Origin of the sequence: Burkholderia sp. AU33423 (genome assembly GCF_002223135.1) — a bacterium.
GTDB lineage: Bacteria > Pseudomonadota > Gammaproteobacteria > Burkholderiales > Burkholderiaceae > Burkholderia > Burkholderia lata_D.
The window spans coordinates 539,205-553,238 of sequence record NZ_NKFH01000005.1; the positions used below are offsets into that span (position 1 = coordinate 539,205).

Consider the following 14,034-nt stretch of genomic DNA (forward strand, 5'->3'; position numbering starts at 1 on the left):
TCCGACTCTCCTGACACCCGGCCGAACATGAGCAACACCCTGACCACGGCGATGATCTTCGCCGCCGGGCGCGGCGAACGGATGCGCCCGCTCACCGACACCCGCCCGAAGCCGCTGCTCGAAGCGGGCGGCAAGCCGCTGATCGTGTGGCAGATCGAAGCGCTCGCGCGTGCGGGCATCGAGACGATCGTGATCAACCACGCGTGGCTCGGCGAGCAGATCGAGGCTGCGCTCGGCGACGGTTCGCGCTGGGGCGTGCGGCTCGCGTATTCGGCCGAGGGCGAGGCGCTGGAAACCGCGGGCGGCATCGCACAGGCGTTGCCGCTGCTCGAGCGCGACGGGCAGCCGGCCGTGTTCGCGGCGGTCAGCGGCGACGTCTACTGCGCGTTCGATTACCGATCGCTCGCGCCCCGCGCCGCCCGGATGGCCGCGCTCGACGCGCCGGCGATGCACCTCGTGATGGTGCCGAACCCGCCGTTCCACCCGGCCGGCGACTTCGCGCTCGGCGACGACGGCCGCCTTGCGCTCGACGGCGCCGCGCGCTTCACGTTCGGCAACATCGGCCTGTACGACACGCGGATGTTCCGCGATCTCGCACCCGGCACACGGCGCGCGCTGACGCCGTACTATCGCGCGGCGATCGAGGCCGGCCGCGCGAGCGGCGAACTGTACGAAGGTATCTGGGAGAACGTCGGCACGCCGGCGCAGCTCGGCGAGCTGGATGCGCGGCTGCGCGCCGCGGAGTGACCGGCTGACGGGTCGTCGGGCTGATTGATCCGCTGGTTGGTTGAGCGGCTGGTCAGTTGGCCGGCTGTTTAGCTGGCTGACTGGCTGGTTGGCTAACCGGCAAACTGGCCGGTTTGGCTTGACCGATCAACAGGTCCAGCGCCAGCCGGACCGTCATGCCGGCCCGACTCTGCCCATCGAGCGAGCCCCCTTCCGCTGCGCGCCCCCGCGCGCAGCACCGCCGCTCACGCGGCTTCCGCCTCTTCCCCGCCCGCCGCCGCGCGCTGCTGCTGCAGCGCCCACATCTGCGCATACAGCCCGTCGGCGCGCACGAGTTCGTCGTGCGTGCCGCGCTCGACGATCCGCCCGTGGTCCATCACGAGGATCTGCTGCGCGTGCACGACCGTCGACAGCCGGTGCGCGATCACGAGCGTCGTGCGATGCCGCGCGATCTGGTCGAGTTCGTGCTGGATCGCGCGCTCCGAGCGCGAGTCGAGCGCCGACGTCGCTTCATCGAACAGCAGCACCGGCGGGTTCTTCAACAGCGTGCGCGCGATCGCGACGCGCTGCTTCTCGCCGCCCGACAGCTTCAGCCCGCGCTCGCCGACCGGCGTGTCATAGCCCTTCGGCAGGCTTTCGATGAAATCGTGGATGTGCGCGGCGCGCGCGGCCGCGATCACCTCGTCGCGGGTCGCGGTCGGCCGGCCGTACGCGATGTTGTAGTAGATCGAGTCGTTGAACAGCACGGTGTCCTGCGGCACGATCCCGATCGACGCGCGCAGCGAATCCTGCGTGACGTCGCGGATGTCCTGGCCGTCGATCCGGATCGCGCCGCCCGCCTGCCGGTCGAGATCGTAGAAGCGGAACAGCAGCCGCGACAGTGTCGACTTCCCGGAGCCGCTGTGGCCGACCACCGCGGTCGTCGTGCCCGCGTCGATCGTGAACGACACATCGTGCAGGATCTGCCGCGCAGGCTCGTACGCGAAATTCACGTGCTCGAAGCGCACCTGTGCGCCGGCGACCGCAAGCGGCCGCGCATCGGGCAAATCGGCCACTTCCTTCGCGGCCGACAGCAGCCCGAACATGCGATCCATGTCGGTGAGGCTCTGCTTCAGCTCGCGATAGACGACGCCGAGAAAATTCAGCGGAATGTACAGCTGCAGCATGAACGTGTTGATCAGGACCAGATCGCCGAGCGTCAGCTTGCCTGCGAGCACGCCCTGCGTCGCGCGCCACAGGATGAACACGAGCCCCGTGCCGATGATCGCCTGCTGGCCGAAGTTCAGCACCGACAGCGAATTCTGCGAACGGATCGCGGCTTTCCGGTAGCGCTTCAGGTTCTCGTCGTAGCGCTGCGCTTCCCACTCCTCGTTGCCGAAATACTTCACCGTCTCGTAGTTGATCAGCGAATCGATCGCCCGCGAGTTCGCGCGCGAATCGAGTTCGTTCATCGTGCGGCGGAAATGCGTGCGCCAGTTGGTGACCTTCACCGTGAACACGATGTACGTGACCAGCGCCGCGAACGTCACGTACGCGTAATAGGCCTCGTACTTGACCACGAAGAAGCCGAGCACGAGCCCGACCTCGACGAGCGTCGGCAGGATGCTGTACAGCGAATATGAAATCAGCTGCTGGATGCCGCGCGTGCCGCGCTCGATGTCGCGCGACATGCCGCCGGTCTGGCGCTCCAGGTGAAACCGCAGCGACAGCCCGTGCAGGTGCCGGAACACCTGCAGCGCGAGCTGGCGCACCGCGCTCTCGGTGACCTTCGAGAACAGGATCTCGCGCAGCTCGGTAAACAGCGACGTGGACAGCCGCACGAGCGCATACGCGACGACCAGCAGCCCCACGCCGCCCGCAAGCACGATGCCGGCCGACTGTTCGGCGCGGCCGATCGCGGTGATCTGCTGGACGTAGGACAAGTGGTCGACGATGCGCTTCATCACGACCGGCACGCCGAGGTTCGCGACCTTCGCGCCGATCAGGCAGCCGAGCGCGAGCGCGACGCGCCATTTGTAGGTGGTCAGGTACGGCAGCAGCGACCGGATGGTCTGCCAGTCGTTGCGGGGCCCGGTCGAAGCCGGCGCGGGCTCGCCGGAAGCAGGAAATCGGCGCATGGGGGGAAGGATCGGCGGCAGTGCCGGACGCGTGCAGCGGCGGCCGGCTCGCTCACTTTCTCGTACAATTTGCGAACGTTGTATTGTCGCAGAAGCCGCTTCGCGCCGCTGCCGGCGCCCTCGCCGGCCGGCCTGCGCGCGGCGGCCTATTTATTACAGGATGAAAGCCCCCGCCATGACCGATTCGACCCTCGAACTCCCGCAAAAGCAGCCCGCGCTGCGCGTCGTCCCGCAACCGCACGACGCGAACGTCCACGGCGACGTGTTCGGCGGCTGGATCATGTCGCAGGTCGACATCGCCGGTTCGATCCCCGCGAGCCAGCGTGCGAACGGTCGCGTCGCGACGGTCGCGGTCAACTCGTTCGTGTTCAAGCAGCCGGTGTTCGTCGGCGATCTGCTGAGCTTCTACGCGACCATCACGCGTACCGGCAACACGTCGATCACGGTCGACGTCGAGGTGTACGCACAGCGCATGCGCCTGATGGGTGAAGTCGTGAAGGTCACCGAAGCGACGCTCACCTACGTCGCGACCGGCACCGACCGCAAGCCGCGGCAACTGCCGCCGCTCTGACGGACGAGCGCCGCGCGGCGGCGCTTCCCCCGCCTTCGGCCACCTCAGTGCGTGGCCGTCAGCCCGAACTCCCGCATCGCGGGCACGAAATCGTGGTTCAGCTTCGGCTTGCGCGACAGCTTCACCAGCACGTAGCGCTGGAACGGCGCGAGCCGCTGCCACTGCGCGAGCTCGGGCGCCGTCAGCCCGGCCAGCGCGCTCTGCTGCACGAGCGCCTCCGGCACGATGTCGGTGGCGCGCCAGGTCGGCTGCTCGTCCGGCTGGAACCACGAGGGTTCCAGGTCCGCGTGCGTGCGCAGCATTTCGAACAGCGCGTGATCGAAGTTGGGCTCGATCGCGGTGTCCTCGTCGGCCGGAAAGCGCGCGAGCAGCTTGCGGTCCTCGAGCGGCAGCAACTGCCACTGCTCCAGTGAAATCCGCAGACCGAAACGGTCGAGATTGAAACGCACGATCATCGGGATGTACGTGAAGTTTTCCGACGAATCGTGTTCGAAGGCGAATAGCAGTGGAGCGTCGCTGAGTCCCATGATCGTTACCTGATGTGGCGGATACCGGCGCGGCCGGCTTGCCTGGGGTATTTTAGAACCTCTGCGCGCGGGCGGCGGATACGATTGCCGCCGGCCGCGTGCTGAATCAACGGGAGTGCTCGTGAATCCGACCGAATCCGGCAACTTGCGCGACGAACCGCGCGGCGCGATCGAACTGTCCGTGCGCCGCACGCGCGGCGGCGCCGTCGAAACCGCACACGACTACGTGGGCCAGGAATGGCCCGTCGCGCTCGTCTTCAACGGCATCTCGCATGCGGTGATGATGTGTACGCCGTGCGACCTCGAAGCGTTCGCGGTCGGTTTCGCGATCTCGGAAGGGATCGTCGCGCGCGGCAGCGACATCAAGGACATCGAGGTGATCCTGCACGCCGACGCACCGCTGCCGCATGCGGAAGTCCACCTGGAGGTCGTCCAGCAGGCGTTCGCCGCGCTGAAGGACCGGCGCCGCGCGCTCGCGGGGCGTACCGGCTGCGGCGTCTGCGGGATCGAAAGCATCGACCTGCTCGACCTCGCGCCCGAACGCGTGCCCGATACGGGCTTTCTCGCACGCCTCGCCCCCGACGCGCTGACGCGCGCGGCGCAGGCGCTGCCGGTTCACCAGGCGCTCACGCGGCTCACGGGCGGCCTGCACGCGGCCGCGTGGTGCGACGCAACAGGCGCGATCCGGATGGCGTTCGAGGATGTCGGCCGCCACAACGCACTCGACAAGCTGATCGGCTCGCTCGTGCTGTCGCGCGCCGACGCGACCGACGGCTTCGTGTTCCTGTCGAGCCGCGCGAGCTACGAGCTCGTGCGCAAGGCCGCACGGGTCGGCATCCCGCTGGTGGCGACGATCTCCGCGCCGTCGTCGCTCGCGATCGAGATCGCGAAAGCGGCCGGCTTGCGGCTCGTCAGCTTCTGCCGCGAAACCGGCCACGTCGACTACGGCACGGCCTGATCGCGATCCCGGGAGCGCGCCGGCGGTCCGCCGCCGGCGCGCCCTGCTCCGTCGACCGGTCAGTCGAACTGACGGAAATCCGGCTTGCGCTTCTCGAAGAACGCCGTCATCGCCTCGCGCGCTTCCGGCGCGCGCAGCATCTCGGCGAAGTGGCCCGCTTCCTCGGCCATCCGCGCCTGCGTCGCCACGCCGCCCGTATCCTTCAGCAGCGCCTTCGTCACGCGCAATGACGCGGCCGGCAGCGCCGCGAGCTTTGCCGCCTGCTTCGCCGCAAACGCGTCGAGCTCCGCCGCCGGCAGCACGCGGTTGACAATGCCGATCCGGTGCGCTTCCAGCGCGTCGAACGCCTCGCCGAGCAGCAGCTTCTCGGCCGCGACCTGATGGCCGGCCAGACGCGGCAGCAGCACGCTTGACGCGGCTTCCGGGCACAGCCCGAGCTGCGTGAACGGCAGCGAGAACGTCGCGGTGTCGGCCGCATAGACCAGATCGCAGTGCAGCAGCATCGTCACGCCGACGCCGATCGCCAGGCCCGGCACCGCGGCCACGATCGGCTTGCTCGCGCTGCTGATCCGCGCGAGAAACTGGAACACCGGAGCGGTGTCGTCCTTCGGCGGCGACTTCAGGAAATCCTCGAGATCGTTCCCCGCGGTGAAGTTGCCGTCGCCGCCGCGCAACAGGATCACGCGAACCGCCTTGTCTTCCTGCGCTTCGGCGAGTGCGTCGGCCATCGTCTGGTACATCGCCGCCGTCAGCGCGTTCTTCTTCGCCGGGCGCGCGATCGTGATCGTCATCACGCCATCGGCGCGTTCCACTTGAATTTCGGCCACAACCGTCTCCTTTGACTTTCCTCTATCGGAATGAAAAAACGGTGCGCGAGCTCGTGGCCCGCGCACCGTCGTAGCTTGTCGTCGCGCTCCGCTTACAGGCGTTCGATGATGCCCGCCGCACCCATGCCGGTGCCGACGCACATCGTGACCATCCCGTACTTCAGGTTGCGGCGACGCAGGCCGTGCACGACGGTCGCCGCGCGGATCGCGCCGGTCGCGCCGAGCGGATGGCCAAGTGCGATCGCGCCGCCCATCGGGTTGACCTTCGACGGGTCGAGGCCGAGATCGCGCATCACCGCCAGCGATTGCGCGGCGAACGCTTCGTTCAGCTCGATCCAGTCGAGATCGTCCTGCTTCAGGCCGGCGGCCTTCAGCGCGGCCGGAATCGCTTCCTTCGGACCGATGCCCATGATTTCCGGCGGCACGCCACGCACCGCGAAGCTCACGAAGCGTGCGAGCGGTGTCAGGTTGAATTCCTTGAGCACCTTCTCCGACACGACGAGCAGCGCGCCCGCGCCGTCCGACGTCTGCGAGCTGTTGCCGGCCGTGACCGAGCCCTTGTTCGCGAACACCGTGCGCAGCTTCGCGAGGCCTTCGATCGACGTATCCGCACGCGGACCTTCGTCGAGCTTGATCTCGCGCGTCTTCACGTCGACTTCACCCGTCGCGAGGTTCGGGAAACGCTCGGTGATCGTGTACGCGGCGATCTCGTCGTTGAACTCGCCGGCCTGCTGGGCGGCAAGCGCCTTGCGGTGCGATTCGACCGAGAATGCGTCCTGGTCTTCGCGGCTCACCTTCCACTGCTCCGCGACACGCTCGGCCGTCAGGCCCATCCCGTACGCGATGCCGAAGTCTTCGTTGCGATCGAAGATGTGCGGCGACATCGACGGCTTGTTGCCCATCATCGGCACCATGCTCATCGATTCGCAGCCACCCGCGAAGATCGCGTCCGATTCGCCGACGCGGATGCGGTCGGCCGCCATGGCCAGCGCCGTGATGCCCGACGCGCAGAAGCGGTTGACCGTCACGCCGCCGACCGTCTGCGGCAGGCCCGCGAGCAGCGCGCCCATCCGCGCGACGTTCAGGCCCTGCTCGGCTTCCGGAATCGCACAACCGATGATCGCGTCTTCGATCAGCTTCGTGTCGAAGCCGGGCACCTGCGCCACCGCCGACTTGAGCGCGTGGACCAGCAGCTCGTCCGGGCGCGTGTTCTTGAAGACACCGCGCGGGGCCTTGCCGATCGGCGTGCGGCTGGCGGCGACGATGTATGCGTCTTGCAATTGTTTGCTCATTTGAGACTCCTTGCCTTATCCGCTCGCTCAGTTACGCACCGGCTTGCCGGTCTGCAACATGCCCATGATCCGTTCCTGCGTCTTCTGCGTGCCGAGCAGCTCGACGAACGCACGGCGCTCCAGCGCGAGCAGCCACTGCTCGTCGACCAGGCTGCCGGCTTCGACGTCGCCGCCGCACACGGCTTCGGCGATGCGGCTCGCGATCAGGTAGTCGTGGTCGCTGATGAAGCGGCCATCACGCATGTTGACGAGCGATGCCTTGATCGTCGCGATCGCCGAACGGCCGGCGACCGGCACGTCCTTCGCGCGCAGCGGTGCGCGGTAGCCGGTTGCGGCCAGCGCACGCGCTTCCTTCTTCGCGGTGTCGAGCAGTTCGAACACGTTGAAGATGATCGTGTCGGACGGCTTCACGTAGCCCATCGCACGGGCATCGTGCGCGGACGCCGACACCTTCGCCATCGCCGCGTTCTCGAACGACTTCGTGACGAACTTCAGGATGTCGGTGGTCGCATTCGCGGCCGTTGCGGCATCCGCTGCGCGCAGCGCGGCTTCCTTCAGACCGCCGCCCGCCGGCACGAGGCCGACACCCACTTCGACGAGACCGATGTAGCTCTCGACGTGCACGACGCGCTTCGCGCTGTGCAGCATCAGTTCGCACCCGCCGCCGAGCGCGATGCCCGACACGGCTGCAACGACCGGCACGTTCGCGTACTTCACGCGCAGCATGCCTTCCTGGAACTTCTTCACGAACGGCTCGATGCCCTTCGCGCCGCCCATCATGAACGCGGGCATCGCCTCTTCGAGGTTCGCACCGGCCGAGAACGGGCCGCCCGGCGTGCCGAGCTTCAGCGACGTCGGCTGCCAGATCACCACGCCCTTGTAGTCCTTCTCCGCGAGTTCGATCGCCTGCACGAGGCCGTCGATCACGCTCGGTCCGATCGTGTTCATCTTCGACTTGAACGACACGATCACGACGTCATCCTCACCCGCACGGTCGTCGACCCATGCACGCACGGCATCGGTCTCGAACAGCGTCTTGCCGTACGTCTTCGGATCGGCACCGGCTTCGCCGAGCAGCGGCGCGCGGAATACCTGCTTGTCGTAGACCGCGAGGTCCGAACGCGGCACGAAGCGCTTCGCTGCCGGCGCCCACGAGCCTTCGGCCGTGTGCACGCCACCCTTTTCCGCAACCGCGCCTTCGAGCACCCACGACGGCAGCGGCACGTTCGCGAGCGCCTTGCCGGCCGCGATGTCTTCCTGCACCCACTCGGCGACCTGCTTCCAGCCGGCGGCCTGCCAGCCTTCGAACGGGCCTTCGTTCCAGCCGAAGCCCCAGCGGATCGCGAGGTCGACGTCGCGCGCGTTGTCGGCGATCGATTCGAGATGCACGCCGATGTAGTGAAACACGTCGCGGAAGATCGACCACAGGAACTGCGCGTGCGGATGGTCCGTTTCACGCAGCAGCTTCAGGCGTTCCGCCGGCGGACGCTTCAGGATGCGGCCGACGGTTTCGTCCGCCTTCGCGCCCGAATCCACGTAGGTGCCCGTCTTCGCGTCGAGCACCTTGATCGCCTTGCCTTCCTTCTTGTAGAAACCGCCGCCGGTCTTCTGGCCGAGCGCGCCCTGCTTCACCAGTTCGGCGAGCACGGCAGGCGTCTGGTAGACCGGGAAGAACGGATCGTCGGCGAGGTTGTCCTGCATCGTCTTGATCACGTGCGCCATCGTGTCGAGGCCGACCACGTCCGCGGTGCGGAACGTCGCCGACTTCGCGCGGCCGAGGCGGCTGCCCGTCAGGTCGTCGACTTCGTCGAAGCGCAGGCCGAACTTCGCGGCCTCCGTGATCACGGCCAGGATCGAGAAGATGCCGACGCGGTTCGCGATGAAGTTCGGCGTGTCCTTCGCGCGCACGACGCCCTTGCCGACGATGGTCGTCAGGAAGGTTTCGAGCTGGTCGAGGATCTCCGGGCGCGTATGCGCGGTCGGGATCAGCTCGACGAGGTGCATGTAGCGCGGCGGGTTGAAGAAGTGCACGCCGCAGAAACGCGCCTTCAGCTCGTCCGAGAACCCTTCGGACAGCTTCGTGATCGACAGGCCCGACGTGTTGGTCGCGAAGATCGCGTTCGGTGCGATGTGCGGCGCGACCTTCTTGTACAGGTCGTGCTTCCAGTCCATCCGTTCGGCGATCGCCTCGATCACGACGTCGCACTCGGCGAGTTTCGCGATGTCGTCTTCGTAGTTCGCTGCCTCGAGGTACTTTGCGTCGTCCTTCACGCCGAACGGCGCGGGCGACAGCTTCTTCAGGTTCTCGATCGCCTTCAGCGCGATCGCGTTTTTCGGGCCTTCCTTGGCCGGCAGGTCGAACAGCAGCACCGGCACGCGCGCGTTGATGAGGTGCGCGGCGATCTGCGCGCCCATCACGCCGGCGCCCAGCACGGCGACCTTGCGAATCAGGAAATTGCTCACGGGATGTCTCCGGATAGTGTCGTGCAGCGCGGAATGTGGGGGCTGCACAGCGAAGTGAGTACCAGGAACCGTTGCGTTCGGGCGGCGCGCATCGCGCCCCGCCCGGACTCGCGTCAGAACAGCGATTCGTCGACTTCCATCAGCGTCTTCGAACCGGCGCGTGCGGCGCGGATCGTCGACGCCGTCTCGGGCAGCAGGCGCGCGAAGTAGAAGCGGGCGGTGGCGAGCTTCGACTTGTAGAACGGATCGCCCGACGCTTCCTTGTCGAGTGCGAGGCGCGCCATGCGCGCCCAGAAGTACGAGAACACCAGGTGGCCGACGGTGCGCAGGTACGGCACGGCGGCAGCGCCGACTTCGTCCGGGTTCTGCATCGCCTTCATGCCGATTTCCATCGTCAGCTTCTGCACCTTGTCGCCGATGTCGGCGAGCGGGTTGACGAACTCGGCCATTTCCGGCTTCACGCCTTCGGCTTCCGCGAATTCCGTGACGAGCTTGCCGAACTTCTTCAGCTTCGCGCCCATGTCGCCGAGCACCTTGCGGCCCAGCAGGTCGAGCGACTGGATCGAGTTCGTGCCTTCGTAGATCATGTTGATCCGCGCGTCGCGCACGTATTGCTCCATGCCCCACTCGGAGATGAAGCCGTGGCCGCCGTAGATCTGCATCGCGTGGTTGGTCGACTCGAATGCGTTGTCGGTCAGGAACGCCTTGATGATCGGCGTGAGCAGCGCGACGAGGTCGGCCGCTTCCTTGCGCACCGCTTCGTCGGCGTGCGACAGTTCCTTGTCGATCTGCAGCGCGGACCAGTACGTGAATGCGCGCGCGCCTTCGGCGTAGGCCTTCTGCGTGAGCAGCATGCGGCGCACGTCCGGGTGCACGATGATCGGGTCGGCCGGCTTGTCCGGTGCCTTCGGGCCCGTCAGCGAGCGCATCTGCAGGCGCTCCTTCGCATACGTGAGCGAGTTCTGGTACGCGACTTCCGTGAGGCCGAGGCCCTGCATGCCGACGCCGAGGCGCGCGGCATTCATCATCACGAACATCGCGTTCAAGCCCTTGTTCGGCTCGCCGACCATCCAGCCCTTCGCGCCGTCGAGGTTCATCACGCACGTCGAGTTGCCGTGGATGCCCATCTTGTGCTCGATCGAGCCGCACTTGATGCCGTTGCGCTCGCCCGGCTCGCCCGCTGCGTCGGGGATGAACTTCGGCACGATGAACAGCGAGATCCCCTTGGTGCCTTGCGGCGCGTCCGGCAGGCGCGCGAGCACGAGGTGGATGATGTTCTTCGACATGTCATGCTCGCCGCTCGAGATGAAGATCTTCGTGCCGCTGATCGAGTACGAGCCGTCGCCGTTGGGTTCAGCCTTGGTGCGCAGGATGCCGAGGTCGGTGCCGCAGTGCGGCTCGGTCAGGCACATCGTGCCGGTCCATTCGCCCGTCACGAGCTTCGGCAGGTAGCGCTGCTGCAGTTCCGGCGCGCCGTGCGCGTGCAGGCACTCGTAGGCGCCGTGCGACAGGCCCGGATACATCGTCCAGGCCTGGTTCGCCGAGTTCAGCATTTCGTAGAGCGCGTTGTTCACGAACGCGGGCAGGCCCTGGCCGCCGTAGTCCGGATCGCAGCCGAGCGCCGGCCAGCCGGCCTCGACGTACTGCTGGTAGGCTTCCTTGAAGCCGGTCGGGGTCTTCACGACGCCGTCGCCTTCATACGTGCAGCCTTCGCGATCGCCGACCTGGTTCAGCGGGAACAGCACCTCGGAGCAGAACTTGCCCGCTTCCTCGAGGACCTGGTTGATCGTGTCGGCGTCGAGGTCCGCATGCTTGGGCATTTGCTTGACTTCGGCTTCGACGTTCAGAAGCTCGTGCAACACGAATTGCATGTCGCGCAGCGGCGCGGCGTACTGTCCCATGACTCTCTCCAAAGGTGGGCAAAACGGCTCGAGCTCCTGGCGGGCGGATCACGCGCCGCTAACGGCTCTCGCTCTGATACGAAACAATCGTCTTTTCCAGCGCGGCCCACGTGAGGCGCACGGCGTCCGGCGAATGCAGGAAGCGTGCGTCGTGATGCAGGCCGAGCGTGAAGCTGTACAACTCGAAGAGCATCAGGTCCGGATCCGTATCCGCACGCAGATGGCCTTCCTCCTTCGCCTGCGAAATGGCACGCAGCATCGCGGCACGCCAGGCCGTCACGCTTGCGATCAACTGCTCGCGCACGGGGCTGTCAGGCCGGTCGTCGTACTCGACCGCACCGCTGATGTAGATGCATCCGGTCGTCACCTCCTGGATGCGCTTCTCCGTCCAGCGGGCCAGCATCGCCCGAAGGCGCGGCAAGCCTCGCGGCTCGCGCAGGCTCGGAAAGAACACCTCGTTTTCGAAACGATGGTGATACTCGCGGACGACCTCGACCTGCAGGTCTTCACGCGATCCGAAGTGCGCGAACACACCGCTCTTGCTCATCTGCATGCGCTCGGCCAGCAGGCCGATCGTCAGCCCCTCCAGCCCGTCACGGCTGGCGAGGTCCAAAGCAGCTTCAAGTATCGCGGCACGCGTCTGTTCGCCTTTTCGCATAGCTATTTCTGTAACCGTTCGGGGGTTCGAATAAAATCGAACGGCCGTACTATTATTGAGTGCGGCCGCTCGCGAAACAAGGAAATTATTAGAAACCGGTGTCTAACCGAGCCGCTATTTTGCGCGATTCCGGCGGGACCGGAGCGGCTTTTCCGCACGAACGTGCGGACAGATTTTATGAAGCGAATACTTAGTCTGCGTTCAGTCGTAACCGCCGACCGTCAGCGCCTTCATCACGAGGCGGTACGTGTTGTACGCAAGCCAGTTCAGCAGCCGCTCGATGCGCGGGCGCGCGGCGTAGCGCGCGGCATCGATCTCCCGGCCTTCGGCGAACGCGGTCGCGATCGCGTCTCGCAACTGGTTCGTCACTGCATCGTAGCGCACCAGCACGACGTTCGCTTCATTGTTCAGCATCAGGCTCAGCGCGTCCAGGTTCGACGAGCCGACCGTCGCCCAGTTGTCGTCGATCACGGCGACCTTGCCGTGCAGGATCGTCTTGTCGTATTCGGCAACGCGCACGCCCGCCCGCAACAGCGAGTGATACAGGAACGGCACGGCCGTATCGAGCGCCGTGAATTCCTTGCGACCGATCAGCACCTGCACGTCGACGCCGCGGCGGGCCGCACCCGTCAGTGCGCGGCGCAGCTTGCGGCCCGGCATGAAATACGGATTCGCGAGCAGGATCCGCTGGCGCGCCTGGCCGATCGCCGCGAGATACGCCTTCTCGATCGCGCGGCGGTTCACGACGTTGTCGCGCGCGACGAACGCGACGCTCGGCTCGGTCACGACCCGCAGTGCGCCGGCCTTGATCCATCGATGGCTGCGCATCCAGCGCCGGAACATGTCGGGGAACGCTTCGCCACCGTGCAGCCCGGCCGCGTACTGCGCATACGGCTTGTGGCCGAACTGGATGCGGTGCCACTGCAACTCGAACGCGGCGCGCACGTCGGCCACCGCGGGCCCGGCCATCTCGACTGCGAAGTCCCAGCGCGCGAACGGCAGCGTCGCGCTGCCCTGCGTGTAGTCGTCGACGATGTTGATGCCGCCGCAGAACGCGACCGCGTGATCGATCACCGCGAGCTTGCGGTGCGTGCGCGAGAAGCCGAAACGGCCGAACAGGAAACGGTTGTAGATGCAGTGCTCGACGCCGGCTTCGGCCCATGTGTCGAACAACGGCAGGCGTGCGGTGCCGATGCCGTCGGTGATCACGCGCACGCGCACGCCGCGCCGCGCCGCGCGGATCAGCGCGTCCGACACCGGCCGGCCGGCCGCGTCGTCGCAGAAGATGTAGGTTTCGAGCATCACCTGCTCGCGCGCGGCGTCGATCCGTTCGATCAGCGCGTGGAAGAATTCGCCGCCGGTTTCGCACAGCCGCACCGTGTTGCCGGCCGTAAACGCGAGCCGCGACGCGGAACCGCGTTCCTGCAGGAACATCTGCCGCAATTGCGCGAAGCGCTTGCGGGCTTCCGCCGTCATGCGGACGAGCCGTGCGGCGCGCGCGACAGTGCCACGCGCGCGGGCAGTTGCAGGATCGCCTCGGCGTTCGACGGCGAGAAACAGCGTGCGGCCGCCTCGCGGAACGGCAGCCACGCATGGTCGACATGCTCGCGCGGCGACAGCGTCACGTCGACGCGATGCGGCACGCACAGGCCGAACCAGTGCTCGACATTGCGCGTGACGCCCGGCGCATAGCGATGCAGGTATTGCGGATAGATCGTGTATTCGATCTTGTGGCGCCAGTCGACGAGCGCACTGGCCGGCACGTCCGGCGTGCCGACTGCGATGCCGGTCTCTTCGATCACTTCGCGCGCGGCGGTGACCGCGAGCGGCTCGTCGAGCGCGTCCTTCGAGCCGGTCACCGATTGCCAGAAATCGGGCTGGTCGGCACGCTTGATCACGAGCACATCGAGGTCGGGCGTGTAGATCACGACAAGAACGGATTCGGGGATTTTCGGCGGCTTCGTCATCTTTGTTTCATGCAGCACAGGGCCGCG

The 14,034-nt window shown here is 66.7% G+C and carries 12 protein-coding genes; 3 read left to right on the forward strand and 9 right to left on the reverse strand.

Features of this window, described 5'->3' with window-relative positions:
* Window positions 1-27 precede the first annotated feature (27 nt).
* Window positions 28-747, forward strand: coding sequence for an N-acetylmuramate alpha-1-phosphate uridylyltransferase MurU (murU, locus tag CFB50_RS15030; protein ID WP_089446376.1), 720 nt, complete (start codon window positions 28-30; stop codon window positions 745-747).
* A 224-nt stretch (window positions 748-971) separates the two neighbouring features.
* Here the strand turns inward: murU and CFB50_RS15035 are convergent, their stop codons facing one another.
* Entirely contained in the window at window positions 972-2,843 is a 1,872-nt protein-coding gene (locus tag CFB50_RS15035; RefSeq protein WP_046546241.1) for an ABCB family ABC transporter ATP-binding protein/permease, read from the reverse strand.
* Between the two features lie 175 nt (window positions 2,844-3,018).
* On the opposite strand from CFB50_RS15035, the gene CFB50_RS15045 reads away from it, so the two are divergent.
* Entirely contained in the window at window positions 3,019-3,414 is a 396-nt protein-coding gene (locus CFB50_RS15045) for an acyl-CoA thioesterase (protein WP_041492954.1), read from the forward strand.
* 44 nt (window positions 3,415-3,458) lie between these two features.
* On the opposite strand, the gene CFB50_RS15050 is transcribed toward CFB50_RS15045, so the two are convergent.
* Complete coding sequence (locus CFB50_RS15050) at window positions 3,459-3,941, reverse strand: nitrate reductase associated protein (RefSeq protein ID WP_089446377.1); 483 nt, start codon at window positions 3,939-3,941, stop codon at window positions 3,459-3,461.
* 115 nt (window positions 3,942-4,056) lie between these two features.
* On the opposite strand from CFB50_RS15050, the gene fdhD reads away from it, so the two are divergent.
* Window positions 4,057-4,899 carry a formate dehydrogenase accessory sulfurtransferase FdhD gene (fdhD, locus tag CFB50_RS15055; protein WP_373452960.1) on the forward strand — a complete coding sequence of 281 codons (843 nt, stop codon included), beginning with the start codon at window positions 4,057-4,059 and terminating at the stop codon, window positions 4,897-4,899.
* 59 nt (window positions 4,900-4,958) lie between these two features.
* Here fdhD and CFB50_RS15060 read toward each other — a convergent pair whose 3' ends face one another.
* From CFB50_RS15060 to nudB, 7 genes are all read right to left on the reverse strand, one after another.
* A complete protein-coding gene (locus CFB50_RS15060; protein ID WP_089446378.1) occupies window positions 4,959-5,726 on the reverse strand; it encodes an enoyl-CoA hydratase in 768 nt (255 codons plus the stop codon).
* 92 nt (window positions 5,727-5,818) lie between these two features.
* Window positions 5,819-7,018 (reverse strand): acetyl-CoA C-acyltransferase, encoded by a 1,200-nt coding sequence (locus tag CFB50_RS15065; RefSeq protein WP_039360089.1) that lies wholly within the window; start codon window positions 7,016-7,018, stop codon window positions 5,819-5,821.
* Window positions 7,019-7,045: 27 nt separating this feature from the next.
* Window positions 7,046-9,481 (reverse strand): 3-hydroxyacyl-CoA dehydrogenase/enoyl-CoA hydratase family protein, encoded by a 2,436-nt coding sequence (locus CFB50_RS15070; protein ID WP_089446379.1) that lies wholly within the window; start codon window positions 9,479-9,481, stop codon window positions 7,046-7,048.
* 113 nt (window positions 9,482-9,594) lie between these two features.
* Complete coding sequence (locus CFB50_RS15075; RefSeq protein ID WP_089446380.1) at window positions 9,595-11,382, reverse strand: acyl-CoA dehydrogenase C-terminal domain-containing protein; 1,788 nt, start codon at window positions 11,380-11,382, stop codon at window positions 9,595-9,597.
* 58 nt (window positions 11,383-11,440) lie between these two features.
* Window positions 11,441-12,040 carry a TetR/AcrR family transcriptional regulator gene (locus CFB50_RS15080; protein ID WP_006751498.1) on the reverse strand — a complete coding sequence of 200 codons (600 nt, stop codon included), beginning with the start codon at window positions 12,038-12,040 and terminating at the stop codon, window positions 11,441-11,443.
* A gap of 201 nt (window positions 12,041-12,241) precedes the next feature.
* Entirely contained in the window at window positions 12,242-13,516 is a 1,275-nt protein-coding gene (gene clsB, locus CFB50_RS15085; protein WP_089446381.1) for a cardiolipin synthase ClsB, read from the reverse strand.
* Entirely contained in the window at window positions 13,513-14,007 is a 495-nt protein-coding gene (gene nudB / locus CFB50_RS15090; protein WP_089446382.1) for a dihydroneopterin triphosphate diphosphatase, read from the reverse strand. Before nudB ends, clsB begins: the two co-directional genes overlap by 4 nt.
* Window positions 14,008-14,034: the final 27 nt, after the last annotated feature.

What these genes read in the sequence shown, in the direction of transcription:
- murU (WP_089446376.1), top strand. Translation starts at nt 28, where the DNA reads ATGAGCAACACCCTGACCACGGCGATGATCTTCGCCGCCGGGCGCGGC.
- CFB50_RS15035 (WP_046546241.1), bottom strand. Translation starts at nt 2,843, where the DNA reads ATGCGCCGATTTCCTGCTTCCGGCGAGCCCGCGCCGGCTTCGACCGGG.
- CFB50_RS15045 (WP_041492954.1), top strand. Translation starts at nt 3,019, where the DNA reads ATGACCGATTCGACCCTCGAACTCCCGCAAAAGCAGCCCGCGCTGCGC.
- CFB50_RS15050 (WP_089446377.1), bottom strand. Translation starts at nt 3,941, where the DNA reads ATGGGACTCAGCGACGCTCCACTGCTATTCGCCTTCGAACACGATTCG.
- CFB50_RS15065 (WP_039360089.1), bottom strand. Translation starts at nt 7,018, where the DNA reads ATGAGCAAACAATTGCAAGACGCATACATCGTCGCCGCCAGCCGCACG.
- CFB50_RS15075 (WP_089446380.1), bottom strand. Translation starts at nt 11,382, where the DNA reads ATGGGACAGTACGCCGCGCCGCTGCGCGACATGCAATTCGTGTTGCAC.
- CFB50_RS15080 (WP_006751498.1), bottom strand. Translation starts at nt 12,040, where the DNA reads ATGCGAAAAGGCGAACAGACGCGTGCCGCGATACTTGAAGCTGCTTTG.
- clsB (WP_089446381.1), bottom strand. Translation starts at nt 13,516, where the DNA reads ATGACGGCGGAAGCCCGCAAGCGCTTCGCGCAATTGCGGCAGATGTTC.
- nudB (WP_089446382.1), bottom strand. Translation starts at nt 14,007, where the DNA reads ATGACGAAGCCGCCGAAAATCCCCGAATCCGTTCTTGTCGTGATCTAC.